The sequence below is a fragment of the Burkholderiaceae bacterium DAT-1 genome (assembly GCA_019084025.1).
Taxonomy (GTDB): domain Bacteria; phylum Pseudomonadota; class Gammaproteobacteria; order Burkholderiales; family Chitinimonadaceae; genus DAT-1.
Map to the genome: position 1 here is coordinate 1 of JAHRBI010000010.1, position 26880 is coordinate 26880.

Genomic DNA, 26880 nt, shown 5'->3' on the forward strand with positions numbered 1-26880 from the left:
AAGCTATCAGGACGTGCGCGAACTGCTGGCCAATTTCCGCTCCAAGCTGGGGCCGGGTGAGCTGCGCGGCGCGATTCATGACACGATTTCGCGCTTTACACGGCAGACCGGCATTGAGGTCGACCTAAGCTACAACGATCATGCCGGGCAACCGCTTCCGCCTGAACAGCAGCTGCAGATCGTCTTCATCGTGCAGGAAGCCCTGAGCAATATCCGCAAGCATGCCCACGCCAGCGAAGTGCGCGTTCGGATCGACAATGATCGCGACTTTAAGCTGGAGATTCTGGACAATGGCGACGGATTTGATTTACAGGAAGTGCAGCAGCGCGGCGAAGTGCATGTAGGGCTCAATATCATGCGCGAACGTGCTGCCAGCCTGCATGCCGGACTCACCATCGATTCATCACCCGGTCAGGGTACCCGCATCGCGCTGTCCCTGCAGCGAGATGAACGGCAGATTGCCTGACCCGACCTTAAACGACCGGACACCATGACCACCACCATGCCGATACGTGTACTCCTGATTGACGACCATGCCCTGTTTCGTTCGGGCATCCGCTTATTGCTGCAACGGAACGAGGACTTTGAAGTCGTCGCCGAAGCCGCAGACGGCCACGAAGGCGTGAAGCGCGCCCACCAGCTTGCACCCGATGTGATCCTGCTTGATCTGAACATGCCGGGCCTGTCGGGACTGGAAACCCTGCACCTGCTTCAGCAGGAAGCCCCCGCCAGCGCCGTGGTGGTGCTCACCGTTTCAGAAGAAACCGACGAGCTGACCACAGCCCTGCAGTCCGGTGCGCGCGGCTATCTGCTGAAAAATATCGATGCCGAGTTTCTGTTTGATAGCGTGCGCCGTGCAGCACGGGGCGAAGCCGTGATTGCGCCGGGCATGACCCTGAAGCTGGTGCAGCAGGTGCAATCCCAGACCCCGCGTGCAGCCATTCCCACTCCGGCCGACACCCCGCCTGCCATCGATCAGGCCCATAAATCGCCAGACAAACTCACCGCACGCGAACGCGAAATTGCGGCGTTTCTGGCGCGTGGCGAAAGCAACAAGATGATCGCCCGCCACCTCGATCTGTCGGAAAGCACCGTAAAAATCCACGTGCAGAACATCCTGAAGAAGCTGGATTTATCCAATCGCGTACAGGTTGCCACCTATGCCATCGAGCATGGCCTACATACCGCACAAACAGGCAGTGAATCATGAGCATGGATACGACCGCCGAATTCGCGATTCATATCCGCGTGCAGGAAGCGGATTTTTCGCTGGATACCGAGCAGGCCGCGCTGAGTGCCGGTCGGGTGGATATCGGGGCTGTCGCCAGCTTTACGGGGCTGGTGCGGGGCACAACCGGCGATCAGGCAGGTATCACCGAGCTGACGCTGGAACACTATCCCGGCATGACCGAAAAGGCATTACACGCCCTCGCCCACGAAGCCTGCGGCCGCTTTGATCTAAGCGCCGCCCGCATCATCCATCGCGTAGGCACGCTGATGCCCGGCGATCGCATTGTGCTGGTACTGGCTGCGGCTGCGCATCGCCATGCTGCGCTACAAGCCGTTGATTACATGATGGATCATCTTAAATCCACCGCGCCCTTCTGGAAGCGCGAAGACGGACCGGATGGCTCGCACTGGGTCGATGCACGACAATCCGATGCAGACGCCCTCGCCCGCTGGTCCTTCCAGCCGACAGAAACTTGATTACACCGGATACCGAGCATCTACCCCATGAGTGAACTCACCCATTTCAACCCGCGCGGTGACGCGCACATGGTCGACATCGGCGACAAAGCCGCCACCCGCCGCCGTGCCGTGGCCTCCGGCCGCATTAATATGCAGCCCGCCACCCTCGCCCACCTTGCGCCCGAACAGAACAAGAAAGGCGATGTGCTCGCCGTTGCCCGTCTGGCAGGCATCATGGCCTCCAAGCGCACCTCTGACCTGATCCCGCTCTGCCACCCGCTGGCCCTGAGCCACGTATCGATTGAGTTCGACGTGGATGAAGCCGGTGTACGCGCATGGGCCACCGTTGAAACCATCGGCGCGACCGGCGTGGAAATGGAAGCGCTCACCGCCGTCACCGTCACCCTGCTGACGATTTACGACATGCTGAAAGCCGCAGACAAGGGCATGGTGATGTCGTCGGTGCAGCTGGAGGAAAAGTCCGGGGGGCGGAGTGGGGAGTTTCGGCGGGGGTAAATTGAATTGGATGTTGTTCAACTGATGAAGTTGCTGGCAGGATTGAGGTTTGGCGCGGGTTTGTGAATAATTATTTCATATATTGAATAACATGCAGATTATTAAATCCGCAACTCACCATTTTCACCATTTGTCCTATAGGCTAGCATGGAACTACAAGTTATCCTCAACACGTTTGCATCCGATGTATTTCGGAGGCAGGCTGACTGCGACTATATATCTGCCCGTGCCAATTACCGTATGAGATTGCGCCAACAGTTTCTATGGTCGGCACATCAGGCTGTAGAGAAATATCTGAAGGCCATTCTCCTATTTAATGGGAGAAGCTCTAGGTTCTACACTCATGCGGGATCATTAAAAAAGCGTGAGTTTGGACACGATCTCGATGCACTCTTTGCCGAGGTGAAGAAAATTTCTCTCTTCGAGATTGGAATCGAGCCAGAAGATGAGAAGTTCCTTTCATACCTGTCTAGTCAAGGTGGTGCTAACCGATACGTAAGCACTTCTGCCTACTCCTCCCGTGATGCCATACATAAGCTCGATAGGTTAATTTGGCATATTCGCCGCTTCTGCCAATATATTCCTGATAGAGGTCTTTTCTGCAGCGAAGTCGTCCCTGGTATGCAGGAGGCTTTTGTCGACTCGATTTCTGATCCATCCTGGATAAAATATCCTCATACGTTTGCAATAATGGGCGGTGAACTCGAATCTGTAATCAATAGAGAGCCTCAAGACCCCGCCCGCAAGGCATTAGTTTGGGCAAATATCTGGTATGGGAAGAAGAGACGTCATTGTGTGACCTATGACTGCTTCAGTTCAATTGAAATTCCTCCCAATGAGCGTGAATTGCCAGGCATTGACTGGAAAGCAATCGAAGAATTCATCAAACCTTGAGAGTGTAATTAAACCTTGGGTCAACAGAATCCCGATGAGGCACCTTACGCTGCGTTCATCGTTTATGAAAACACGATCGAGGTTGAAGATTGAATTATGCATATGTGAATTGCATCGAAATTAATAATCATGGAAGCATAAAATCCAATCAATTTTTTGCTCCATAAAACTATCGAAAGCCCCCCATGTACCACGGTTCCTGCCACTGCGGCGCGATCAGGCTCACGCTCCCGTCCACGCCCACTGAGGCCACATCCTGCAACTGCTCGCTGTGCCGCCGCATTGGCGGGCCGTGGGCGTATTTTGCACTTGGCACGGTCAAGATCGAGGGGCATCCCGAGCATACGGTCGAGTACATACAAGGCGACAAAACGCTGCGGACCGTCCGTTGCCGGACCTGCGGATGTGTGACGCATTGGGAACCGATTGAGCCCACCCCCGGCAGTCGACATGGCGTTCATCTGGGCAATTTTGATCCCGCGATGGTTGCCACGGTACGAGTACGCAAATTTGATGGCGCAGATACCTGGCAGTTCTTCGACGAAATGCCAGCCGTTCAGCATGCTCCGCCGCGCGACGGAGCATAAGGCAGGGCTAGCGATTGGCAGGTCGGGATCAATTCCCCAGCATCTGCCTTACATGCTTTGAAAACGCCGTATCCGGCAAGGTCTGCAAATCCTCGGTCGCATCAACAATCGCGCCCTGCCCATCCACCAGTACCAGCCGCATGCTGTGATTGATTTCGCCGTCGGCCAGCTGTCGGTACCGGATATCCAGCATGGCGGAGAGCGTGCGGGTGTGCGACGCATCGGTCACAGCCAGCACCCACGGATTCCCTTCCAGATGATGCATGCCCGCCACCTGTACCAGGCTGGCAGGCGTATCGTGGGCCGGATCGAGGCTCACCATTACAACCTTCAGCTTGTCCCGCTCTTGCTGGGAGAGTCCATCCACCCACTCATGCAGTGCGTGCAGCGTCATCGGACAGGCCACTTTGCAATTGCCATAGAACATGGTCATCACCATGGGCTGACCCTTGAACTTCGCCAGCTCGAATGACTTGCCCTCCTGATCCACGAGAGGCAACTTTGCATCGAAGATGGAGGGCGCGGCAGGTTCGGCGTGGGCCAGCATGGCCGAGAGTGCGAGTACAGCTGTTGCGATCAGGCGTTTCATGGCTGATTTCCTTTCAGGTCTTTTACACAGCGGAATCCGAGGCTGGGCAAGGCATCGCTGGCCTTGAGCGCAGCCAGCATGGCGATCCGCATCAGAATGGCGTAGTTCTCTCGATCATCGAGCGAGAGTGCACCGGCACCGCAGGTTTCCAGCGTTTTCTGCACGCCCTGGCTGCGGCTGTCGGTGGTGATGAACAGGCCATTAAAATCCTCAACCCATTCATACAACTGGCCGTGCAAATTGCGCACGCCCCAGATATTGGCAACACCCAGCTCGCAATCCGGGCCTCGGGTCGGCTTGGCGTACCACTGCAGAATGCGCGCCCGCCATGCAGCGTCTTCCCGTGCATCCTTTCGGGTCGCATCGGCTGCAGCGGCCCATTCCCACTCGTACCACATGGGCAGACGTCCGCCTTCGGCCTCGCAAAATGCGCGCGCCGCATGCCAGCTGACCTCGGTGACCGGTTCACCTGGCTGGTGCGCCGCCCCGCCCTGCCAACTGGCAAGGTATCGGGGATCAGCCAGCACGCGCGGCACTTGAGTACGCCCCCACTCGGGATGAGTGGTCAGAAAATCGGCGTACTCACTCAGGGTAACCGGCGCAGTTCGCATCAGAAACGCATCGACATGCACTGCGGCATCGTTCACCGGCAAGGCGCTGCGAAAGGTGGTATCACCCACCCTGACATACTCCGCAGCGCCCGCGCTTGCGAGCAGTAGGCATGCAAATGCGCATGCCAGGCTCAGTTTCATTTGCTGTTACGCAGCTGTTTGACTTCGTCGGCGCTCAGCACAGGCTTGCCGCCATTGAACTGCACGTTGACGTAGTTCAGCACGTCCGCTACTTCGGCGTCCGACAGATCCTGCGGCGGCATCACGCCGTTGTATTTCACACCATTGACGGTGATCTCGCCCGCACGGCCACCGATCAGGATACGTGCAGCCTCTTTCGGATTCTTTTGCAGGAAATCGGAATTGGCCAGCGGCGGGAAAACACCCGGAATGCCGCTACCGTTAGCCTGGTGACAGGCCACACAGGCCTTGTCGAAGACCTGCTTGCCACGGTTGGGCAGCGCATTGTCGCGCGGGGCTGGCGGCTCGGCGTTGGCCGGTGCTTCCTCTCCATGTGCAACCACTACCGGATTTGCCTTGGCTGCATCAGGTAGCTGATTGATCACGCCCTTGGCGTAAATGTCCGGACGATCCGGCCCACTCACCGCCAGCAAACCTACCGCGCCCTTATTGAAGGCACGCGTCAGCGAGTGGTCGACCAGTGTCAGGTTACCCGGCACCTTGGGGGTGAATTCCACGATGGCAGACCCACCGGCTGGGACCAGCGTGGTCTGGACATTGGATTGATACTTGTCGCCGCCTTCGAAATACACCTTGTCGAAAATCGCGCCGATCACATGGAAGGAGGACGTGAGATTTGGGCCACCTACTCCAAAGAAAATCCGCACTTTTTCACCAGACTTGGCGGTGAGCGAGTTCTTGCCGGTCAGCGCACGATCTGCGCCATTGAACACCACATAGGTCGGCTTTTCATCGATGGCCTTCTGCATATCAAATGGCTGCTGACCGCCCGCCCGGTAGCCGGTGGTGGTGTAGAAGTCGCCCTGCATCACGTAGTATTCGCGGTCGACCTTAGCCATCCCGGCCTTTGGCTCGACCATAATCAGGCCGTACATCCCGTTGGCAACGTGCATGCCCACCGGCGTGGTGGCGCAGTGATACACATACAGTCCCGGATTCAGCGCCTTGAATACAAAAGTGGATTCATTGCCCGGTGCAATCAGGGTTTGCGGTGCACCGCCCCCCGGCCCGGTCACTGAATGCAAGTCGATGTTATGCGGCAGTTTGTTGGAAGAGAGATTTTTCAGGTGCAGCTCGACGGTATCGCCTTCACGCACACGCAGCATCTTGCCGGGGACCGTACCGCCAAATGTCCAGAAGGTGTAGGTCGAGCCGGGGGAGATTTCTTTTTCGACTTCTTCGATAGTCAGATCCACTACCACGCGCGCTGGTGCCGTGCGGGTGATCTGTGGCGGCAGGAAAGGCGGCGCAACCAGATCCTGTTTCACGACAGGCAATTTCTCGGTGGCGGGCACGGCGGTGCCAGACTGAGCCGATGCACCAATCAGTGCAAGCGATAAGGCGATGGTGCTGATACATGCAGTTTTCATGATACCACTCCAGTGACGCTAGATTGCCCCACCCGGTACCACACCGGATGGGGGTACATGGATTAAGCCTTCTGATTCACGGTGCGTGATTCGACCTTGAGCGCTTTGGGTGCCAGCAGCAGGCGTGCTGCGAACAGGGCCAGATACAGCGCACCAATCGCGAACACAATGTCACCCGGCACGCGTGCCCATACGAAGCCATGCATCACGGCCGAATGCACGATTTCCGGGGAACGGGCATACCACAGCCCCTGCGAGACACTGGCCCAGGCCTGATAGATACCGGATGGCAGCACCGACAGGAATACCATCATCGCCAGACCGATATTCAGGCACCAGAAAGCCTTGGACAGCAGCTTGTCATCCCATGAACGGCTATTGCTCATGCCCTTCAGGCAGAACAGCATCAGGCCGATGCCCAGCATGCCGTACACCCCGAAGAGCGCGGCGTGGCCGTGTGCCGGGGTCATGTTCAGACCCTGCACGTAGTACAGCGAGATCGGCGGATTGATGGAGAAGCCCAGCAGACCGGCACCAATACTGTTCCACACGCCCACAGCCACGAAGAACAGAATCGGCCAGCGCCACGTTGCCACCCACGGTGCAGCGCGCGTGCGCTTCCAGGTTTGCCAGCCCTCGAAGCCCACCAGTGCCAGCGGCACCACTTCGAATGCCGAGAAGACCGCACCCAGTGCAATCACACCGGTCGAGGCGCTCACAAAGAACAGATGGTGCAGCGTGCCCAGAATGCCGCCGAACAGGAACACAATGGTTTCCAGCACGATGGCGCGGTTAGCACTTTCCATCTTCACCAGTCCGAGTCGCGCAAAAATCAGGGCGATGACGGCAGTTGCAAAGACTTCGAAGAAACCTTCCACCCACAGATGTACCAGCCACCAGCGCCAGTATTCGATCATCGAATAGTGTGTGTGTTGTCCCCACACCAGAGAAGAGGCATAGAACAGGCCGATACAACTGGCCGATAGGAAGACCATGGCGATCAGGCCCTTGCCTTGCTTGGCCTGACGGATGGCCGGAATCAGCGCGCGTGCCATCAAGCCCAGCCAGATCAACAGGCCAGCAAACAGCAGATATTGCCAGATACGACCCATGCTGGTGAATTCCAGCCCCTGGCTACCCAGCCAGAATGTGAAATCCACGCCGCGATGCTGCAGGGTGCCGAGCCAGCCGCAAGCGGTCGAACCCACCACGATAAAGATCAGTGCCCAGAACAGCACATCCACGCCCAGCTTTTGCAGCTTTGGCTCGAAGCCAGCCAGCAATGGCGCGATATACAGACCCGTGGCCAGCCAGGCAGTGGCAATCCACAGTACGCCAAATTGCGTATGAATCGTGCGACTAACCGAGAATGGCAGCACATCGGCCAGCGGAATCCCGAAGAATGCCGAGCCTTCCACAGCAAAGTGCGCAGTGATGGCGCCCATGCCGATCTGGGTCAGCAGCAGGCCGATCACCACATAGAAGTACTTTTTGGTGGCCTTCATCGAAGGTGTGGCGGTGAGGCTGAACAGCGGGTCCTTTTCAGGGGCAACGCCTTCCTCGTCATGATCGCCACGTGCCATATGCACCCACACCATCGCCGCAATCCCGGCCAGCAGGATGATCACACTGGCAATCGACCACATGCCATTGGCTGTTGTCGGTGTGTTTTGCACCAGCGGCTCATGCGGCCAGTTGTTGGTATAGGAATGCAGACGCTCGCCCGGCATATCCGTCGCCGTCGCCCAGGCCGCCCAGAAGTAGAAGGCTGTCAGATCAACCCGGTCCGCTGCAGATGGCACGCTATTGGTGGTCATGGCGTACTGATCACGCAAGGTCGCCAGCTTGGCGGTATCACCATAGAGCGCATCGTAATGCTTAGCAGTTTGCTCAATCGCCAGCGCGCGCAGATGCGGGATGATCAGGGTAGATGTTTGCGCATCGTATCGATTCTTGCGCATTCCCTCGACCAGCAGGCTACTGACAACGGCCTGCTCTTCAGCGGTCAGCGATTCGAATTCGCCGTGATACTGATTGCGGGCGAGTTCATCGCGATAGGCAATCGCTTCACGATGCAGCCAGTCTGCACTCCAGTCCGGGGCAACATAGCTGCCATGCCCCCAGACCGTACCAATCTGCTGGCCGCCGGCAGCCAGCCAGACCTGTTGCCCGTGCTGAATCTGGACGCCGGTGTAAAGGACCTTCCCATCTGACGAGACAACCTTATCCGGAATGGGCGGCGCGGACAGCCAGATTTCCCGCCCCATATAGAGCAGCACGGAGAACGACAGGACACACACCAGTGCCAGCCATCTCCAAATTGATCGAGTGGATTTCATTCACCATCTCCCTTTTTGAGCAGTGCGAATATGCACATGCATTATGAGAGAGAAAGTCATCACTCAATATCATTCAAGCCGCTTAATTCGGATGCAAATGATGAATATCAATTCTGGATTTATTCTAGCCAATCAGGCAATTGTTTTATTCAATTACCTTAAAACATAGCCAGATATAATTAGTGCATTCGAACTAGTCCGTTCATCAAAGGAATGGAGTAGGTGAACGAGTGAGCGCAACAGACACAATATACGCAACAGACATCAGCGCCCCCAGACTGAAGAGCATGGCGCGCATCCGGGGTTGCTTGGCTTTCAGGGCTTGCTTGCCCAGCAGGATATACATCAGCACGGCACAGAGCTTGGCTGTCAGCCAGCCGGAATGAAAGGGATACTGATGGCTTGCGAAAGCAAGATACAGAGCTGCGCTCAATAGGAGGGTGTCGTTAATATGCGGTAAAACCTTGAGCCACAGATTTCCTCGCCATTCTTTCCCTGCCAGCGTCAAACCGACTCTTAACATAAAAAGTGCAATGCTGGTGCAGGCACACGTTACATGCACAGTTCGAATCATCAAATAATCCATTTATTTTCCCTCGCTATACACTCCCGCATTATAAACATGCGCACAAATAAACATGTAATTATCCTGCGTCAAGGCATTACATTTTATTTGAGTTGATACTCAGCCATACCCTCATCAGGAAACAAACATGGCCGCCTATATCGATACCCTCAAGCAGCAGCACATCACTGGTAATCAAACGATTGAACACATCGAACAGCTGGGTTCACGCCTTACATCGGATGAGGCGGTGACACTCGTCAACACCATGGAGGCCGAAATCTTGAATCATTTCAACGAAGAGGAAACACGGTTATTCCCGGCACTTGAAGCGGTGATTGGCTCGCATTGCGGCCCGACATCGGTGATGCGTGCAGAACACGAAGCCATCCGGCAGCAGATTGATACCTGCAAAGCAGCCATTGCTGAGGGTGTTGATGTGTTGTCTGCAGAACTGGATACTTTGTTCATCTTGCTTCAGCAGCACAATGTCAAAGAGGAAAACGTCCTGTATCCCTTATGCGAGCAATGCCTGCCTCAATTGGCCACATGGTTGCCGCTTGCGCTGGAAGCCTCGTGAAAACACCGGTACTCTCATTTGAGCTGGCACCTGCGCCCGCCTTGATATTGGGCTGCATGCTGCCCGCGCCGCTTGCCGCAGTAGCCTGGTGCCTGCTTCTCATGTTTGGTCCAGCCACTGGACTACCCGATCGCTTTGCGCCGTTGAGTCTTGCATTGGTGCATGTGATGGCGATTGCAGTGCTCATGCCGGTCATGCTGGGCGCCCTGCTGCAACTATTCCCTGTTGTGGGCGGTCAGGGCGTGCCACTCATGCGCTGGATTGCCCCCTGCATCGGCCCCTTATGCTGGATCACGGCATCGGCCCTGGCTGTCGGCTTTTTGCAAGGGTCAGCCTCTGCATTTCAGCTGGGGGGACTCGGTGCATCAGGCTTGCTGCTCGCCAGTCTTGCTTACTTCATCGCGGGCAGGCGCATCCATCCGGTCAACCTGACTACCTTCGTATTCAGGCATATGACCTGGCCTATCGCAATTACCCTGATCGCGGGTATCGCCATGGCTGCGGCTCTGTCAGGTCATCCGCTGCCCATGCGGCTCGAATGGATTGATGTGCACGCCGGATGGGCGCTGCTTGGCTGGCTGGGCACTTTGTTGCTTGGTGTCAGCGCGACTGTTTTACCGATGTTCTGGCAAACACCCATGTGGCCGGAGCGCGCCAGACGCATCGTACCCATGATCATCTGGATACCACTGTTGCTGTCCATCATGCTGATCGCGTGCCCTCTGACAGGCTGGGCACATACCTTGCATATTGGACTGGCGAGTGTGGTAACAGTCATCTCGCTAATCTGTCTGACCGCTATCTGGAAGTCCCGGCGCAAACGCGATCCCGCATGGCCCTTATGGTTGTTCGCGGCACACGCATGGCTTGGCGCAGCGCTTTTGAATGCAATATTTCCTGATCATCCACTTACCCCGTGGTGGACCGGAACCTTGATTCTATTGGGTGGCGCGCTTGTACCCGTCAATGCCATGCTGGGGAAAATCATACCCTTTCTGGTGTTTTTGCATTTGCGCCGCTTGCTGCCGCCCGGACAGCGCATCCCCGCCATGCAAACCTTGATCAAACCGGGGGCACAGCGCGCGCAGGGCTATGTGCTCATGGTTGGCGTGATCACGATCCTGGCCCTGCCAGTTTGGATTGAAGGATTAAAGACATTATCTGCCTTGACCATTGCCGCTTCACAGCTCTGGCTGTTCAGGCAATTGAGCCAGGCGGTGGGGATGTTCATTCGACTGAAGCGACAGTCTCATTCCAAAGCAAACACTACCTGCTGAATGGCCTCAACATCGTGGATGTCCACATCCCGGCCATTCACGGTGATCAGACCCTTGTTACTCAGTTGATTCAGCACCCGTGAGAACGTTTCTGGCGTGATGCCGAGCTTGGAGGCAATCAGATTCTTGTTGCAGGCAAAAGCGGTTTTGCCATCCTCGCGTGGCTGTGCCAACAGGAAGGCCGCTACGCGCTGCATGGAATTTTGCAAATTCACGGTGGCGATATCCTGCATCAAGGTATGTAGGCGAACCGACAGCCCTGCCAGCATTCGCCGGGCAAACATTGGATCGTCATCCAGCGTATCAAAAATGGCTTGCTTTTCCACAAGCAGTAGCATGGAGTCTTCGAGCGCCTGTGCATCCACCATATAGGGTCGATCCAGAAACATGAAGGCCTCACCAAAGGTTCGCCCCGGACCGAAGAATTCCACCACCTTCTCCTGTGCCTGGCTGGAAGATGGAATGGTCAGCACCACCTGCCCTACTGCCAGCACATATATCCCTTCAGCAGACTCTCCCTGACGGAATACATGCCGATGCTTCTGCACCCGCACGCGCCTGCACCGTTGCGCCAGCCGGACAATCTGATCCTGCTCCAGCGACCGGAAAATGGGCTGTTGCGACAGCAGCGCTTCAATATCCGCAATTCGTTCCATGGCTGAGCCTAACCGGGTTTGCCGTCAAGACGGGGGTGAAGGTAGATTGGTACCATTCGCGCGGCCCAAAACAGCAGCAATATCACCCAGGCGACTACAACCATATGAAGTGCCGATCCAGCTGAGGTCATCAGCGCTAGGCCAACTCTGAGCGCAGCCAGTAAATGTAGACCGCAATATATCCACCAAGTAACGCCATCCACCTGCAGCGATCTACCGCCGTGACCATAGGTCACGCGGGTGACAAACCCAACTAGCATAGTCACAAACAGACCAGTTGCCAGTGCATGAATGGGAGCTGAGGCGGGGGCACAGCCCAAATCAACCAGAAGCTGCAAGCCACAGGCTGGTGCCAACCACGCAAAAGAGAGATGCAGCATGGCTAAGAGGCGTACTTTCAGGCTTGCAACAATGCCCCATCGCCACGAGGTAAACGCGAAGGATATAGCCAGAGCACCATCAATGATCGCAGTCAGGCCATTTAGCTGCAAGCTGCTGGTCAGGATGCGGCCAAGGCAGGCCAGCAGCCATGCATCCAGCAAGCGCATGGGCCGCCAGAGCACACTGGATGAAGCCAGTGCAGACTGAGTAAAGAAGGGAATCATCCGGTGTGAGACGATGAGAAAGACAGGCAGCAAAAAACCCCACATGGAGAGATTGCGTGTGAGTAGCCAGATGGTTGTATCGCCACTGCGTGCCCACATGGCCGCTGCTGTCATGGAGATGAAGCCCACGCTCATCGCCACCGCCAGCCGCCATGCATGGGCACGATCTTGTAAACTGCTCAACAAGATGCAGCGTATCCATGCCAGCGTGGCACCAGCCCAAGCCAGAATCATCACCAGAAAACCGGCGAGTATCACAGACCGCTCAGCATGCAAGCCACCCAGCGCAACCATCAACCCTACAAGGAAACCCGTCATGATCGGGCCGTGAGGCGGTGTATGATTAATGGCTAGCCAGCGCGGGCCTGCTGTAAACAGAAATCCCAGCATGAAGAGCGGAAAGCAGCCAATAGGCATCAACACCCCGTGGGCCAGAACGGCTGGCACCACAGGTGTAGCCGCCGTCATCAATACAATCGCCCACCATCCAGCCAACATCACCAGCGATATGACACCAAACAAGAATCCCATGCGATGAGGCACCTGCCACAAGCGTTTTGCAAACCCGGACTCAGCTTTCATGGCATGCTCCTCACCCGCCTGTCACGGGAGGAAAAATTGCGATCTCCGCCCCTTCACGCAACGGCATGTTGAAATTTGCCATTTCTTGATTCTGGGCTACGCGGTAAATCTGTCTACCACCTAATGTTTCGGCCCAACTCGGACCAAGCGTAGTAAGGTATGTAATCAGATCAGCTATAGTGCCTTCACTGAAAGGCAATTCGCACTCGGTTGAATCGATTCCGAGCTGATCGCGGAATTTGGCAAAAAACAGCAACTGAACTCTCATCATCCATTCCTTTCAACCTCCGGTTTGCGACATGAAGCGCACCATTTGTGCAGGTGCCTCATTGAAATGATGTCGCTCCGGTTTGATTGCGATACCCCGTAAAATTGCTTGGATCAGCTCATTATCCGTGGCACCGGCTCGTAGGAGAGATCCAAGTGGAACCTGATCGTTCTGCCCGAGGCAAAGATACAGGCATCCATCCACCCCCAGGCGCACTCGATTGCAGGCCGCGCAAAAATGCTGGGACATGGGCGTGATCACGCCAAAGCTAGACTGGCCGTCTACACTCTTCCAATACCTTGCCGGACCCGCACCATGTCCCATGATTTCAGGAATCAAATCAAACCGTGAAGCCATCCCTGCTGCAAATTGTGTCAAGTCCATTGAGCGCGTCGCTTGCCCCGTACGGCCCATCGGCATCGGTTCAATCAGGCGCAGGATGAAGCCGTGTCTGAGCGCATAGTCCATCAGTGCCTCGACATCATCGACATTCACATCCGGCATCACCACCATATTGAGCTTGATCGGACTGAATCCAGCTTCGCGCGCGGCATCCAGACCAACCAGCACCTTGTCGAGACAATCGCGCCCCGTGACGCGTGCAAAGCAATCCGGATCAAGTGAATCCAGGCTGACATTCAAGCGGGCCACACCTGCAGCCTTCATGGGCGCAGCCATCTTGCCTAACAGCGTGCCATTGGTGGAAAGCGACAAATCCTTCAACCCCTCAATGGCCGAGATGCCGGCGGCAATACGTTCCACTCCCCGGCGCAATAAAGGCTCGCCCCCGGTGAGACGCACCTTGCTCACCCCGAGGCGGACAAACAGGGACACCAAGCGCACCATTTCATCCGGGCTCAACCAGTGGGCCGGTTCTTCGTAATCTTTGAAATCCTTTGGCAAACAATACGTACAGCGCAGATCACATCGATCGGTGACCGATACGCGCAGGTAATGGATGTGCCTGCCAAACGAATCGAACATTGCTGTTGGAGTGTACATAGAAACCACAGTGATCAGACATCAGTTCAGGCCTCATTATCCAACCATGAGGTGCCAAACTATATACAGCTGAAGAACTAGTTCGAGACGGGATGCAATTAAGCCCATGCGCTCAAAGGCGCCGAGAAACCATGTCTCGTCGGCCTCGCGCCCGAGATCGGCAAAACAAATTTCAGAGGTACGATATCACCACGACCGAAGCGATTAATTGCATGCAAAAAACCGACTTGATCCTTGACAGCGAAGATTCATTTCGAATGGCATGAGTACAGGTTACAGGCTCTCTGCACGTTGAAAATCATACCCTGGAGTCCGCTTCGGTCATCAGTGCTCGCATTGTTTAAACAATCAATGGAGTGCGTAGAATTTTATTTAGTTGCACTGAACTACGTGATTCTGCTAAATATGCGCATGAATCGCATTGATCGTTATCTCGAAGCAGCTGAGCGAGCTAATACACGGCGTAGCTATCAGGGGGCCTTACGGCATTTTGAAGTTGCCTGGGGTGGACTGCTTCCCGCATCAAGCGAATCAATTGCACGTTACCTAGCCGACCACGCTCACACCTTATCTCACCACACACTGCGTCACCGTCTCGCAGCGCTCTCGCATTGGCACCGATCTCAGGGGTTTCCGGATCCAACTAAATCAAATTTGGTGAGACAGGTTCTCAAGGGCATTCGCAGAGAACACCCTGCACAAGAAAAACAGGCTAAGCCGATCCAGATTGACGTACTGAATACACTTGATCAATACCTGAGCGAGTCCATTGGCGAAGCCAATGCAATAGGGGACCGTCAAACGCTGTTACGTCACACGCGTAACCGAGCCATTGTCTTGCTTGGGTTTTGGCGAGGCTTTCGCTCTGATGAGCTTATTAACCTGCGTCTGGAAAACTTGACACTTGATCCTAGCCGAGGACTGACCTGTTTCATTCCAAGTAGCAAGGGAGATCGAGAGGCTGTGGGGCGGACCTTTCGATGTCCGGCGCTATCTCGGCTGTGCCCGGTTTCGGCGTTGGGGGATTGGATAAAATTGTCGGCTCTGAGCAAAGGGCCAGTTTTCAGGTCTATCAATCGCTGGGGACACATATCTGAGAAGGAGCTTTCATCGACAAGCATTATTCCGTTGATACGAGAACTCCTCGAGGCTACCGGCACTGATGATGTGGAGACATTTTCAAGTCATTCACTACGACGGGGTTTTGCAAGCTGGGCTGATGCCAATGGCTGGGATATCAGAGAGTTAATGGAGTACGTGGGATGGAAAGACATGCGATCTGCGTTGCACTATGTGGATATATCTGGCCAAAATTTACAAGATCGGTTTGAGAGGGGGCTTACCTCCTTGCCTCCTGTAATTGCAGACAACATACCAGCTCCCCAAAAGCAGACCAGTGTGATTCCGTTTCGACGGAAATGATGTCCGCTTTGTGACCTGCTTCCGCATCAATGTGATTAGGGCAGTAAATCACTCACATTGCATTCCAATGCTCTTGCAAGCCGATAAACCTTTTCCAAGGTTATATTGACTTCACCTCGTTCAATGCGGCCGACATAGCTGCGATCTATGTCAGTCATGAGTGCAAGTTCATCCTGCGAAATTCCTTTTTGGACACGGTGCTGGCGCATGATGCCGCCAAACTTTCGGGCGAGGTCATTCATTTCTTGTCTCGTCAAAGACAAGGAATATCTCTTTGTTGCCCACTCCGTGGCCACGGATTATAATCCGCAACCCCTAAAAACCGTGATCACAAGCTGTGGTCACCTAACGACCCCATACATGAACGCAGATTCTTCCTGGCGCTTGCCCACCCCCTATTTCGAGATCCTGATTGAAGATGGACTGGATTCCTTCACCGTAGTCGAACTTCGAGATGCTGCTCTTAAAAAAGCCGAGATTCAGGGGGCTACTCCAGGAGAGGCACGTAGAAGTGCATACAAGCTGGTTCAGCAACTAACTCGCCAAGGCCTACTAATCCGGTCCAAGGTTAAAGGAAGTTATGCACGTTTCTCGAAGTCAGAATTGTTCAAGACCGCCCTTTTCCAAAAGGTGCGTGGACGTGGGAGGCTTGCACAAAGCGGTGCCGTGGATAGATCTCGACCCAAGGCGGCAGGGGAGAAAAAGGAGATTGCTCTGCATCTCGAGGAAAGGGTCCGGCATTACCGAGTTGATATGCTGTCATCAATTGGTGAAAGCGAAGAATACCTGCGTTTGTACGAGCAATTCCCGACGCTGGAATCACAAATCGAACCTCTGTATATGAAGGCGCGTGAAAAAAGCTCTAAGCTACTTGGTCAGATTCGTGCACTTGAAACAGTTCTCGAAACCAGTTTGAGACACGCATCCTGATGCAATTGCGCCGCTGGCAATCTGAATGTGTTGCACTTGCGCTAGAAACTTACAAGATCCGACGTGACTTTCTTTGCCTAGCAACGCCTGGTTCAGGGAAGTCACGAATGTCGGCGGTTTTGGCCAAAAAACTTCTTGATCAAGGTGAAATTGACTTCATTCTTTGTTTCGCACCATCTCTCGCTGTGGTAGAAGGTCTGCAAGCTACATTCACCGAGGTACTTGGGCGTCGTTTTGATGGCCTGATTGGTTCAAGTGGCGGAGCATATACCTATCAGTCCATGCTCAATTTTGGGCCGGAATTCTGGCAGATTTTCAGACAATTCCGCGTATTGGCTGTATTTGATGAGATTCATCATTGCTCTGGATCGCAACTGGAGCTTGCCAATGCTTGGGGGCAGGAGATACTCAGTCACATTCAAAGCCGTGCTCAATTCACTTTGGCTTTGACGGGAACACCGTGGAGATCTGATCGAACGCCCATAACATTAGCACGCTACTCAGATACGGAGGGAAATATCCGGTGTGATTATATCTATGGGTTAAAAGATGCTATTCGAGATGCTGTGTGTCGTGTGCCTAAAATTGTCTTGATCGATAATACCCACATTTCCGTCAAATCTCCGGATGAGCCTGAACATACCTACGCGTCGTTTGCCGAACTGCTTCAGGAAAAGGGACATTCCTATCAGATGGTGATTCGGAATCGAGATGCGATTCGGTACATGCTTGAGTCAGCGATCTTAAAACTACAAGCGATCCGAACGCATCACAAAAATGCAGGTGGGCTTATTGTGGCAGCGTCTGTCAGACACGCCACCCTTATCATGAATATGCTCATGAGCGATTTTGGTCAAACGGCGTGCTTAGTCAGTTACCAGAACGCTGATTCCAGACGCACAATCAACGAGTTTAGGCGATCATCAACCCAATGGATTGTTTCTATCGGAATGGTTTGTGAAGGTACGGATATTCCACGATTACAAGTTTGTTGCCATTTGAGCCCGATTAAGACAGAACTACATTATCGGCAGGTACTTGGGAGAATTCTGAGAAATACACGCATTTGCACAGGTGAAGGTTGGCTTTATACATTTGCTGAGCCTACCTTAGTTGAGATGGCGAATCAGATTGCTGTAGATATTCCGGGGCAATGCATTGTCCAGAAAGTGTCATTGACATATCCAACTGAACGCAAGCAAGTACTGAATCTGAATCCCGACATAGAAAATGTCGCCTTGTCAGGTTTCCTAGAATACACATCGGCGCAAAAGGATTTTCAAAGTGGAGGGGTGAAACGACCTTTGTCTGATAAGTATTACATTTCAATGTCCTCCCAGTTCAGAGAACAAATTCTCGCTTTATTTACTTCCCCATTCCAAACCTGATGCATCAACAAAATTCTATTTCAGAAAAGCCTTTCAACCTAAGTGCCGGAAGTAAAACACACTCGCTCCTGCAGATGGAATAATCGGGCTATATTTTAACCATCAGCAGACGTCCATTTAATCAAAACTAATTCCTGCTCCGTTTCTTTCAAGTATACACACTTGTTAGAATTGTAAATTTCACTTGGATGCGCACCAATTTCAATTTTATCGAGCCATTGAATTACTTTAAAAAGCGCCGAATCAATTTCGAATTCGGCGGTAGTATTCATCAAGTCGGTTAAGACTGAAGTTTTCTTCCATTCACAGCATCTCCAAGCCTGCTGGAATATATGAAGATATCCTTCTGGAGAAACGTTTGCTTCAGGTGTATAGTCTATCAAATCTGCGTCGTGCATTTCCTTCGCTTGTTGAATAAAAGCGATATTTCTTTTCTCCGCATTTCGTATTGATAAAATGTCGTATGAATTTCCCCATTCATGCTCTAAAAATTCCAGTGCCACGTCATAAGGACATGGCAATTGTAAACACCTCAATCGCTCAGGATCGACCCTTAGCCAATGATAGCTCCAACCTGCCCTCTCCCTTCTCCAACTGCATCGGCACACTCCATGCCTCTCCCTTAGATGACTTTGCACGGCACGGAGCTTTATCATATAAGATGGTGGATGAATAGAACGTAAACTGACCTCTTTATAAAAGTTAAAAATCATCCAGAACGGTGTATGCGGACTCAATCGATGTAATTCGTCTCGAACATTACCTGGAAAATGGCGCATCTCCAATTTATAGTTTTCACCCAAGGTGACAAATAGTGGCTCAATCAGTTCTGGCATCGGTTCTAGCTTTCTGAGGCGTCCTATGTGATCTTTATTCGTACGCTCATCAAAAATTTTATAAAAGTCGCCACTCCAGATTTCTCCTCGTGAAAACTTAGTCATTTCATCGTTAGCATTCCGCCTCCACTCCACTAGTAAGCGCAGATGTACGTTTTCTCTTGAGTGAGAAATAAATGAATCCACTTGCTCGGATCGCGGCCACGACCTACAATGTGACAACATCAATCGCGTTAGCGCATCCACCCTTCTAGAAGCAATGGAACTACTTTTATTGCCTGCATAAGTACTTTTTAGTGATCGAAGATGCAACGGGCAGAGCTTAAGCCAACTCAGTTCATGCAAATGACTGTGGAAGCCAAATTCAGCACATTGGGGGCAATACCTGACCGTGTCTGAATTTCTCTTTTCATAGGGAAAGGTATTAATACTATTATCTTCATGTTGAACTGATGAAATGAAAATGCTTTCTATTATAGTAATATCTTCATTGAGCAGCGAAGCAATACGGTAAAGGGCATCCCGATCGAGCAGGGATTCGTTGCCAACCGTGTAGCCCATGTAACTCTCATATTCCTTCAAACTGATGCCATTGAGCGCGCAGAAACTTGCGGCAAGGGATAAAGGTGACTCGTAGTAGCGCAATTTGCCCGGCCACCAATTCACTTCGGTAAGTCGATCAACATGAGTACTTTGTTGGGCGATACGCATCCCACTCCGACTGCGTCGAGACGGATTTATGGGGGATTTTTCAGCCTTCAAATCTTTTCCCTACTCTTTCAAGTGACGCGCGTGATAGCCTCAATGTGTCCAGAGAATCCTGTTGCTCTGATGATATCCACCCAAGAATCATAATTCGTAACGACTTCCCACTCCCCTCCTTCAGCTAAACGCCAAAGTACTTCCTCGACTGCCTGCGCAACATGCTTCATCGGAATTTCAATTTCAAGCGATCTTTTTTCATAAAAGCGCTTGAATTCTAGTGGAAGGAGATCATTCAGTGCTTGCCAAAGCACATCAGCACATGCTGAAAGGCGGTGGCCTGCCATAAATTGACCTGGGGCAAAGTAATGAAGATAGGATTTGCCTGAGCCAGCGGGCCATTCTGACTCCTGGTCATATCCTTCAAGCACAAATCGTAGCTCATCAAGGCTGCGTAGCCCATGAAAACGTGAGTATAATAGAAAGAATCTAGCTGCAATATGAGCATTTCCGGTTTTAGCCAGATAGTCGTGCTGGTAGCCAATCTGATGTGTCCCAATTGAGAATACACTCAGTCTATATCCATCTAAATCAAGAATGTTTTGCAATCCTAGTAGCCATTGCCACTCGCGTAATGTGACATCCTGTGCCTCGTCGATTAACAGCACGATATAGTTGCTATTTGCTGTTTTTGCCAGAGAAACCATCCGGTTTCGAAATAGCTCTCTTAACCCAGCACGTTTATTCGTAATCTTCATCGGGTCAATGAACTGAAATTTTGACGCTAGCAAGAGGTCTTTCCAGAATTCGGCTTCACTCACATGCATGTCAGGCCTTCTTACCCAGATAACGAGGGGGATTGAGGCGTTGAAACGCTCCTCGAGCGCGGAGCGCACATACCATTTAACCCCTCGAGTTTTGCCAAAGCGAGAAGGTCCGGATGTATATCCGCCTGACTCCATACGGTTAATCCAGTTACCGAAAGTTTCGATCAACTCATTGATCGGCGGAGTAAAAACTGCATACTCCTGAGTAGCAATAGGATGCTCGGGGCTGATATGGGAGGGACGAATGACTCTCATGATCTCTTAGTTGTTGGCGGCCTTGCGTGGCGCGGGTAGCGAACGACTGGATTCGTGTGAATTTGTAGAGCGGGTAGCAGGAATCTCCTGAACCCTATCAGTATTTGCCAGCGTGGTCTCGTGGGTTTGGCGCTCATTGGCTATTTCAATCATGGATCGCCCTTCTCTCTCTTCTGCTATGGCAATCAGGATTCTTCGTGCTTCGAGGTAGGCAGGGTGGACCGGCAATTTTTTACCCTTTTGCCTTTCACTATAATCAATAAATGCCTCAATCGCATCCTGGCCGGAAACGACTTTCAATTTACCGCTATTGATACATGATGCAACGGAGTTCCGTACCTCAAGGCTATGAGGTAACCGATTCCAAGGGGAGCTAACCTGCAAAACACCAAGCGGTTGCCCACCTTCCGTGGATGCACGAACAATCCGCACGTCATCTTCAATATGGTTGATTACCCAAATTTTTTTACCAACAAGATCATGACGTTGACCGAGAATGTCACTTGTATATCTCCCATGCGCAAAGTAGACAAATGGCCTTCTGCCCTGCGCATACCCACCATGGACGAGGCACAGCTTGCGGAAGCTCACCATATCACTTACCGAATTCGAATCAGCGTAACGGAGAGAGCGCTCCGGATACAACATGCGGAATTCCAGATAATCAAGCGGCGAGCGGCCACCAAGACTGGAATGAGGAGTGGCATTGTAATTGGCAATCAGGACTGCCAGTAATTCTGACGCATATTCGAGTTGGAATTGACTGGTGAGTGCAATCTCGTCTGGATCACGCCCCCCCTTATCCGTCGGCTTTGCGCCAGTGGTGTTTGGTAGCCTTTGGAAGCCACGTTGCCCAAGCGTACGAAAGAAGGTCTCGATAAATGGACGGTCGTCTTTACTCCTTCGCATAGCGAAACTATTCTCAGGTTCAAGTAAGTCCGATCCGACCACCTCTTTCAATACTTGCCTAACATGTTTACAAGTTTCGGCCAAAGATCCATCAACACTAGTTTCATCCCAACACGCGCCAATAAATTTTTCAGAAGCGGCTGATGGTAAGTTCGCCTTAGGGTAATAGGCGTTTTCTCCAAATGTTATTGGCATCCGCTTGTACTTAGTGAGTGCCATTTTTAAGGCTCGCAGAACGTCCACCTTAGAGACTTCTTTGCGCATGCTTAAGTGGTAGCCCAGTACAGCGCGCGACATAACCTCCAGTATTACAACTACCCACAATCGATGGACAATTTTTTGAACATATCCACCGGTAGGCTGCGGGATCATTACACTAAAGCGGCCATCGATTTTATGCGCGTCCATTTCCACTCGCTGAAACATAAAATTGACTGGCCTGTTTGTTCCATCTCCCGACAACATCTTCTTTTTGTTATCGGGTCCGCCAACGACAAATGCCGCTGATTCAGGATTTTCGGCCAAGACGGATTTGACAAATCGGCAGACTGAAACGTAGCCCATATTTTTCGTATTGAAAGGCCACTTGTTTTCGGCTTCGTAGCCACGCGCCCGCAGTTCCCCAAGGAACCATTTCCAATGGCTTTGCTTATTCCGTGGGTAGACGGATAGTCGATTCCGCGAGCCAACTGCCAGAATGCGTTTGGTGAAATTTTCGCGTAATTCAGGATGCTGGTTTAGTACCGTATTAAAGACTCCGACAGCTCCCTGGCCGAACTTATCAATGTCAATTTTGTGTTTCCGTTGATAGGAATTGATCCGCTCCCACGGAACCAGGGCTCGCCAACCCCATACTTCCCCATCCATATGAACCTGCAGGCAACGCTCTTTGATCAATCGTCTCGTCTGTGAGAGTCCAAGGCCGGTTTGTTTCTTGACTTCGCTTTCTATTGCTCCTTGTAAGTAGAGCGTGATGGCCTTTTTACGTGCAAAGTAGCCATCTCTTACGGGGCCTTCGGGCAAAGCCCCTTCATCAGGATACTTCCAGTCAAGAACGCTTAACTCATGGGCGTTTAGCCGTTGACCATTTCTTGTGGGCATTGTTTTCCACCTAAATGAAACTATCTACAACATAGTCCATAGGTGGCAACTTTACAAAATTACGCAAAACGGTGTGCGGACCACACTTTTATGTAAAAATCGTCAAAGTAAAATGTGTAAGCATGCAGCATGAAATGCTAATACATACAATGACCTACATAAAATATGCTGCTTACAAAATTATGTTCACACACGTCGATGGTAGGACAGTCAATTTTCCGCAACCGGTGGGTAACCGTCTCAGCGAGTGACGCTGCAATATCTTCGTTAAAGGCGCCCGTTGCAGTGCCCGCACGCGCAATGGCCTGCGCGATTTTCTCTGGCTGGAACCGGACGTGCTCTCCGTTGCGCTTCTGAACCTGACTTGTCATCTCCGCCACCATATTTAGTATTGACGAAGGAATCCTACTACTAGATGTTGTTATGAAACGGATGTACAGGCAGGATTTTTGGAATGATTGACGTGAGTCAAGCGCGGTGTGGCGAAGTGCACAAATCAGGTCATCTGATGCACCTGCGTGTATCAGGCTTCGTGCGAACTAGTCCTTATGCAGTAGCCAGATGGGCCATCCGGCGAATAGCCGTACAGGCCTCATGGGCATAGCCTCAGGGTGTCTAGTTTTATCTCAACCCGGGAGGTCGTTTATGAGTCACCCCGACTTCAATCGAAGATCGATATCCGTACTCGCATCGAGTACGCTGGCATTCACGATCTGTTTTGCAGTGTGGATGATGTTCGCAGTGATCGGGATTCCGATCAAGAAACAGCTTGGCCTGAATGAAACCGAGTTCGGCATACTGGCGGCCATGCCGGTCCTGTCCGGCTCGCTGATCCGTGTGCCGCTCGGCATCTGGACCGACCGCTTTGGCGGCCGCATTGTGCTGTTTTCGCTGATGCTGCTGGCCGTTGTGCCAGTCTGGCTCATCAGCTACGCCACCGAATACTGGCAGTTCCTCTGTCTGGGGCTGATGGCCGGTTTGTCTGGCGGATCATTTTCGGTGGGGACACCCTATGTCGCACGCTGGTTCAGCAAGCAGCATCAGGGTCTGGCCATGGGTATTTTTGGTGCGGGCAATAGTGGCTCGGCACTGAATAAATTCGTGGCCCCGGCGCTGATTCTGTCGGCTGGTAGCTGGACAGTGGTACCCAAGGTCTATGCCATCGGCCTGTTTATCACCGCCATTCTGTTCTGGCTGTTTTCGGCGACCAACCCTGCGCATCAGGTGAAATCGAAGGCATCGCTTGGCGAGCAATTGCGGTTGCTGAAAGACCCAAAGGTGCTGCGCTATTGCCAGTACTACTCCGTGGTGTTTGGCGGCTATGTGGGTCTGGCGCTGTGGATGACCAAGTACTACGTGCAGGAATACGGCTTCACCATGCAACTGGCTGCCTTGCTGGCCGCATCCTTCTCGCTGCCGGGTGGCGTATTGCGCGCACTGGGTGGCTGGATTTCGGACAAATTTGGCGCCTACAAAACCACCAAATGGGTGCTGTGGGTGTGCTGGGTGGCCTTCTTTATCCTGAGCTATCCGCAAACCGACATGATCATTCAGGGTGTTAAGGGTCCGGTGAACCTGCATATTGGCCTCGGCCCGGTAGCCTTTACGGCCATTCTGTTTGTGGTGGGCGTGGCCATGGCGATCGGCAAGGCATCGGTCTTCAAGTTCATTTCCGATGATTACACCGATAATATCGGCGCAGTTTCCGGTGTGGTGGGTCTGGCTGGCGGTCTGGCGGGCTTTATCCTGCCGATCATGTTCGGTGCACTGGTCGATCTGACCGGTATCCGTAGCTCCTGCTTCATGCTGCTGTATGGCACCGTATGGGTAGCGCTGATCTGGATGCAGTTCAAGTTCCGTCCGGAAATCGTGGCCGAGGAACAGCAAGCCATCGAAGACATCCGCCTGCTCAAGCACTGGACACCCGAAGATCAAGGCTTCTGGGGCAAGGTGGGTGAACGCGTGGCCTGGCGCAATCTGGCCATTTCCATCCCGGCGCTGATGCTGTCGTTCAGCGTGTGGATGCTGTGGAGCGTGGTAGTGGTGAATCTGGACAAGGCGGGCTTCCAGCTGTCCAAGGGGGAGATGTTCTGGCTCACTGCCCTGCCCGCGCTGTCTGGCGCAACCTTGCGGATTTTCTATTCCTTCCTGATTCCGATATTTGGCGGACGCCGCTGGACGACGATTTCGACTGCATCGCTGCTGATTCCGGCCATTGGCATGGGCTTTGCCCTGCGTGATCCGAGCACCACCTATCCCACGCTGCTGGGTCTGGCTCTGCTGTGCGGTCTGGGGGGCGGCAACTTCAGTTCGTCGATGTCCAATATCAGCTTCTTCTTCCCCAAGGCCAAGAAGGGCATGGCGACGGGTCTGAATGCCGGTATCGGAAATCTGGGCGTATCGCTGGTGCAGTTTGTAGCGCCCCTGGTGATTTCGTCTGCAGTGTTTGGCACGATGGGCGGCGAAGGCCATACCTATGTAAAGGACGGCATCGAAAAGTCGATCTGGCTGCAGAATGCCGGCTTTATCTGGGTACCGTTCATTATTGCGGCATCGATTGCAGCCTGGTTTGGCATGAATGATATTGCCGATGCCAAGGCTTCCTTCGCGGATCAGGCCATCATCTTCAAGCGCAAGCACAACTGGCTGATGTGCTGGCTGTATATCGGTACCTTTGGTTCCTTTATCGGCTTCTCCGCTGGTCTGGCCATGCTGACCAAGTCGCAATTCCCGGGCATCAACCCCACTCAGTACGCCTTCCTAGGGCCACTGGTCGGTGCGCTGGCTCGTCCGATTGGTGGCTGGATATCCGACAAGCTGGGCGGTGCACGTGTCACACTGCTGGTCTTCATCGCGATGATTGGCGCAGTGATGGGCGTGATTCACTACCTGCCGCATGGTGGCGTGGGTGGCGACTTCCAGCACTTCCTCGCCATGTTCATCGTGCTGTTTGCGCTGACGGGTATCGGTAATGGCTCGACCTTCCGCATGATTCCGGTGATTTTCCTGACTGAACGTCAGCGGGATGCAGCCGGTAAAGGCGCGGCGGCTGAGAAGCAGGCCCTGACTGATGCCAGCAAGGAATCAGCTGCAGCACTGGGTTTCTCAGGTGCGATTGGTGCCTATGGCGGCTTCTTTATCCCGATGAGCTTCGGCGCATCAATCAGCGCCACGGGTGCGGTGGATGCGGCCTTGCAATGCTTCATCGCCTTCTATGTAAGCTGCCTGCTGATTACCTGGTGGTTCTATGCACGGCCGAAGGCTGAGATTCAGTGTTAATGGATTGTGGTGATCTAATGAAAGCACTCGCGTAAGCGGGTGCTTTTTTCATTGCCAAGCTCTTGATTCATAACAAGGCGAACTGCGGGATTTTACGCGAGAATCACTCCATCCTGCTTGGCACCACACGCATCATGGCCAAAAAATTCCCGATTCATCCCACCCATCCCGAGCGCATTTGCTGGGGCTGCGACAAATATTGTTCCGCCGATGACCTGCGCTGCGGCAATGGATCAGACCGGACGCAACACCCGATCGAGCTATGGGGAGAGGGATGGGATACCTGGGGACAGGAAGATGCGGGTAGGTCGGACGCTCCGGCAGAGGCCGCCGGCACACCTGTCAGGCCCGCGTATTGATCAGCGTGCCTAGCATCTGGTTGGCGACTTTGACTGCTTTGGCGGAAGCTGTGTACCCATTCCGGTATTGCAGCTGATTCACCATTTCGGTATTCAGATCAGTGCCACTCCCCAGACTCAAGCTCCCTGCCCCGCTCTGACCCTGTCTGACACTGACGGTCGAACCACTGCCCGCCGAGCTGCTTTCACTGAACTGCGCTTCCTGCGGCTTGAACCCCCTGGTGAGCGCATTGGCAACGTTGTGCGCGGATACATTCATCGCGTTCTGGTAGCTGTTCAGGCCGGATAGGCCTGTGCTGAAAGCGGATGTACTCATGGCGGGGTGTCCGGATACGAATCACGACTAATGTAATCCAGCTGAGTCCGGACTGGTTTGTGACCAGACCAAAGGTTGTCCCTAGTACACCCCATCCCCCTAAAGAACTACGCCGCCTGCATCATCTTTCCCCCTCCTTTGGTCAATGGTCGCCCGTTGTCGCCTCGCGCACACTGCGGATCAGACGGGGCGCGTTTGCGCCTGCCATGGAGATACAAGATGAGT

28 protein-coding genes and 1 pseudogene are annotated in these 26880 nt (G+C 53.2%); 14 read left to right on the forward strand and 15 right to left on the reverse strand.

Annotated features, from left to right (window positions below):
- The 6 genes from KSF73_17060 to KSF73_17085 form a co-directional block, all read left to right on the forward strand.
- The coding region (locus tag KSF73_17060) for an ATP-binding protein (GenBank protein ID MBV1777434.1) at nucleotides 1-466 on the forward strand (466 nt) is incomplete at its 5' end.
- A 36-nt stretch (nucleotides 467-502) separates the two neighbouring features.
- A complete protein-coding gene (locus KSF73_17065) occupies nucleotides 503-1210 on the forward strand; it encodes a response regulator transcription factor (GenBank protein MBV1777435.1) in 708 nt (235 codons plus the stop codon).
- A 2-nt stretch (nucleotides 1211-1212) separates the two neighbouring features.
- Nucleotides 1213-1707: a molybdenum cofactor biosynthesis protein MoaE gene (locus KSF73_17070; protein MBV1777436.1), complete on the forward strand. Its 495-nt coding sequence runs from the start codon at nucleotides 1213-1215 to the stop codon at nucleotides 1705-1707.
- A gap of 27 nt (nucleotides 1708-1734) precedes the next feature.
- The gene (gene moaC, locus KSF73_17075) at nucleotides 1735-2205 is read left to right on the forward strand and encodes a cyclic pyranopterin monophosphate synthase MoaC (GenBank protein MBV1777437.1); all 471 of its coding nucleotides are present in this window, start codon (nucleotides 1735-1737) and stop codon (nucleotides 2203-2205) included.
- 147 nt (nucleotides 2206-2352) lie between these two features.
- Nucleotides 2353-3099, forward strand: coding sequence for a HEPN domain-containing protein (locus tag KSF73_17080; GenBank protein MBV1777438.1), 747 nt, complete (start codon nucleotides 2353-2355; stop codon nucleotides 3097-3099).
- A 185-nt stretch (nucleotides 3100-3284) separates the two neighbouring features.
- The gene (locus KSF73_17085) at nucleotides 3285-3686 is read left to right on the forward strand and encodes a GFA family protein (protein ID MBV1777439.1); all 402 of its coding nucleotides are present in this window, start codon (nucleotides 3285-3287) and stop codon (nucleotides 3684-3686) included.
- A gap of 28 nt (nucleotides 3687-3714) precedes the next feature.
- On the opposite strand, the gene KSF73_17090 is transcribed toward KSF73_17085, so the two are convergent.
- The 5 genes from KSF73_17090 to KSF73_17110 form a co-directional block, all read right to left on the reverse strand.
- The gene (locus tag KSF73_17090; protein MBV1777440.1) at nucleotides 3715-4275 is read right to left on the reverse strand and encodes an SCO family protein; all 561 of its coding nucleotides are present in this window, start codon (nucleotides 4273-4275) and stop codon (nucleotides 3715-3717) included.
- Nucleotides 4272-5027 carry a formylglycine-generating enzyme family protein gene (locus tag KSF73_17095; protein MBV1777441.1) on the reverse strand — a complete coding sequence of 252 codons (756 nt, stop codon included), beginning with the start codon at nucleotides 5025-5027 and terminating at the stop codon, nucleotides 4272-4274. Before KSF73_17095 ends, KSF73_17090 begins: the two co-directional genes overlap by 4 nt.
- Nucleotides 5024-6457 (reverse strand): nitrite reductase, copper-containing, encoded by a 1434-nt coding sequence (nirK, locus tag KSF73_17100; protein MBV1777442.1) that lies wholly within the window; start codon nucleotides 6455-6457, stop codon nucleotides 5024-5026. The genes KSF73_17095 and nirK overlap by 4 nt, the downstream gene beginning before the upstream one ends.
- A gap of 62 nt (nucleotides 6458-6519) precedes the next feature.
- Entirely contained in the window at nucleotides 6520-8796 is a 2277-nt protein-coding gene (locus KSF73_17105; GenBank protein ID MBV1777443.1) for a nitric-oxide reductase large subunit, read from the reverse strand.
- Between the two features lie 205 nt (nucleotides 8797-9001).
- Nucleotides 9002-9382, reverse strand: coding sequence for a SirB2 family protein (locus KSF73_17110; protein ID MBV1777444.1), 381 nt, complete (start codon nucleotides 9380-9382; stop codon nucleotides 9002-9004).
- Between the two features lie 127 nt (nucleotides 9383-9509).
- On the opposite strand from KSF73_17110, the gene KSF73_17115 reads away from it, so the two are divergent.
- Both KSF73_17115 and KSF73_17120 read left to right on the forward strand, forming a co-directional pair.
- Nucleotides 9510-9941, forward strand: coding sequence for a hemerythrin domain-containing protein (locus tag KSF73_17115; protein MBV1777445.1), 432 nt, complete (start codon nucleotides 9510-9512; stop codon nucleotides 9939-9941).
- The gene (locus KSF73_17120) at nucleotides 9938-11218 is read left to right on the forward strand and encodes a hypothetical protein (protein ID MBV1777446.1); all 1281 of its coding nucleotides are present in this window, start codon (nucleotides 9938-9940) and stop codon (nucleotides 11216-11218) included. The genes KSF73_17115 and KSF73_17120 overlap by 4 nt, the downstream gene beginning before the upstream one ends.
- Here the strand turns inward: KSF73_17120 and KSF73_17125 are convergent.
- From KSF73_17125 to moaA, 4 genes are read right to left on the reverse strand one after another with little or no spacing between them, the layout of a single operon-like run.
- On the reverse strand, nucleotides 11191-11874 hold the full coding sequence (locus tag KSF73_17125; protein ID MBV1777447.1) for a Crp/Fnr family transcriptional regulator: 684 nt from the start codon (nucleotides 11872-11874) through the stop codon (nucleotides 11191-11193). The genes KSF73_17120 and KSF73_17125 overlap by 28 nt on opposite strands.
- Nucleotides 11875-11882: 8 nt before the next feature.
- Nucleotides 11883-13061, reverse strand: coding sequence for an NnrS family protein (locus tag KSF73_17130; GenBank protein ID MBV1777448.1), 1179 nt, complete (start codon nucleotides 13059-13061; stop codon nucleotides 11883-11885).
- A gap of 10 nt (nucleotides 13062-13071) precedes the next feature.
- Nucleotides 13072-13329 carry a molybdopterin converting factor subunit 1 gene (gene moaD / locus KSF73_17135; GenBank protein MBV1777449.1) on the reverse strand — a complete coding sequence of 86 codons (258 nt, stop codon included), beginning with the start codon at nucleotides 13327-13329 and terminating at the stop codon, nucleotides 13072-13074.
- A 12-nt stretch (nucleotides 13330-13341) separates the two neighbouring features.
- Nucleotides 13342-14331, reverse strand: a complete 990-nt coding sequence (gene moaA, locus KSF73_17140) for a GTP 3',8-cyclase MoaA (GenBank protein ID MBV1777450.1) — start codon at nucleotides 14329-14331, stop codon at nucleotides 13342-13344.
- Between the two features lie 411 nt (nucleotides 14332-14742).
- On the opposite strand from moaA, the gene KSF73_17145 reads away from it, so the two are divergent.
- Nucleotides 14743-15753 (forward strand): site-specific integrase, encoded by a 1011-nt coding sequence (locus tag KSF73_17145; GenBank protein MBV1777451.1) that lies wholly within the window; start codon nucleotides 14743-14745, stop codon nucleotides 15751-15753.
- Between the two features lie 35 nt (nucleotides 15754-15788).
- Here the strand turns inward: KSF73_17145 and KSF73_17150 are convergent, their stop codons facing one another.
- Nucleotides 15789-15995 (reverse strand): helix-turn-helix domain-containing protein, encoded by a 207-nt coding sequence (locus tag KSF73_17150; GenBank protein ID MBV1777452.1) that lies wholly within the window; start codon nucleotides 15993-15995, stop codon nucleotides 15789-15791.
- A 118-nt stretch (nucleotides 15996-16113) separates the two neighbouring features.
- On the opposite strand from KSF73_17150, the gene KSF73_17155 reads away from it, so the two are divergent.
- Nucleotides 16114-16683: a hypothetical protein gene (locus KSF73_17155; protein MBV1777453.1), complete on the forward strand. Its 570-nt coding sequence runs from the start codon at nucleotides 16114-16116 to the stop codon at nucleotides 16681-16683.
- Nucleotides 16683-18071, forward strand: coding sequence for a DEAD/DEAH box helicase family protein (locus KSF73_17160; protein MBV1777454.1), 1389 nt, complete (start codon nucleotides 16683-16685; stop codon nucleotides 18069-18071). Before KSF73_17155 ends, KSF73_17160 begins: the two co-directional genes overlap by 1 nt.
- Before the next feature lie 95 nt (nucleotides 18072-18166).
- Here the strand turns inward: KSF73_17160 and KSF73_17165 are convergent, their stop codons facing one another.
- The 4 genes from KSF73_17165 to KSF73_17180 all read right to left on the reverse strand — a co-directional run bounded on the left by KSF73_17165 (nucleotide 18167) and on the right by KSF73_17180 (nucleotide 23072).
- A complete protein-coding gene (locus KSF73_17165) occupies nucleotides 18167-19618 on the reverse strand; it encodes a hypothetical protein (protein ID MBV1777455.1) in 1452 nt (483 codons plus the stop codon).
- Nucleotides 19619-19686: 68 nt separating this feature from the next.
- Nucleotides 19687-20691, reverse strand: a complete 1005-nt coding sequence (locus KSF73_17170; protein MBV1777456.1) for an ATP-binding protein — start codon at nucleotides 20689-20691, stop codon at nucleotides 19687-19689.
- 6 nt (nucleotides 20692-20697) lie between these two features.
- On the reverse strand, nucleotides 20698-22701 hold the full coding sequence (locus tag KSF73_17175; GenBank protein ID MBV1777457.1) for a hypothetical protein: 2004 nt from the start codon (nucleotides 22699-22701) through the stop codon (nucleotides 20698-20700).
- Between the two features lie 137 nt (nucleotides 22702-22838).
- Nucleotides 22839-23072 carry a hypothetical protein gene (locus KSF73_17180; protein ID MBV1777458.1) on the reverse strand — a complete coding sequence of 78 codons (234 nt, stop codon included), beginning with the start codon at nucleotides 23070-23072 and terminating at the stop codon, nucleotides 22839-22841.
- Nucleotides 23073-23346: 274 nt separating this feature from the next.
- Between KSF73_17180 and KSF73_17185 the strand changes: the two are divergent.
- The 3 genes and pseudogenes from KSF73_17185 to KSF73_17195 all read left to right on the forward strand — a co-directional run bounded on the left by KSF73_17185 (nucleotide 23347) and on the right by KSF73_17195 (nucleotide 26339).
- A pseudogene (locus KSF73_17185) lies at nucleotides 23347-24567 on the forward strand (NarK/NasA family nitrate transporter).
- Nucleotides 24544-25980, forward strand: coding sequence for a NarK family nitrate/nitrite MFS transporter (locus KSF73_17190; protein ID MBV1777459.1), 1437 nt, complete (start codon nucleotides 24544-24546; stop codon nucleotides 25978-25980). The pseudogene KSF73_17185 and the gene KSF73_17190 overlap by 24 nt, the downstream one beginning before the upstream one ends.
- Nucleotides 25981-26114: 134 nt before the next feature.
- Nucleotides 26115-26339 carry a DUF3079 domain-containing protein gene (locus KSF73_17195; protein ID MBV1777460.1) on the forward strand — a complete coding sequence of 75 codons (225 nt, stop codon included), beginning with the start codon at nucleotides 26115-26117 and terminating at the stop codon, nucleotides 26337-26339.
- On the opposite strand, the gene KSF73_17200 is transcribed toward KSF73_17195, so the two are convergent.
- Nucleotides 26323-26655, reverse strand: a complete 333-nt coding sequence (locus KSF73_17200) for a flagellar basal body protein (GenBank protein MBV1777461.1) — start codon at nucleotides 26653-26655, stop codon at nucleotides 26323-26325. The two genes, KSF73_17195 and KSF73_17200, sit on opposite strands and share 17 nt — an antisense overlap.
- Between the last annotated feature and the right edge of the window lie 225 nt (nucleotides 26656-26880).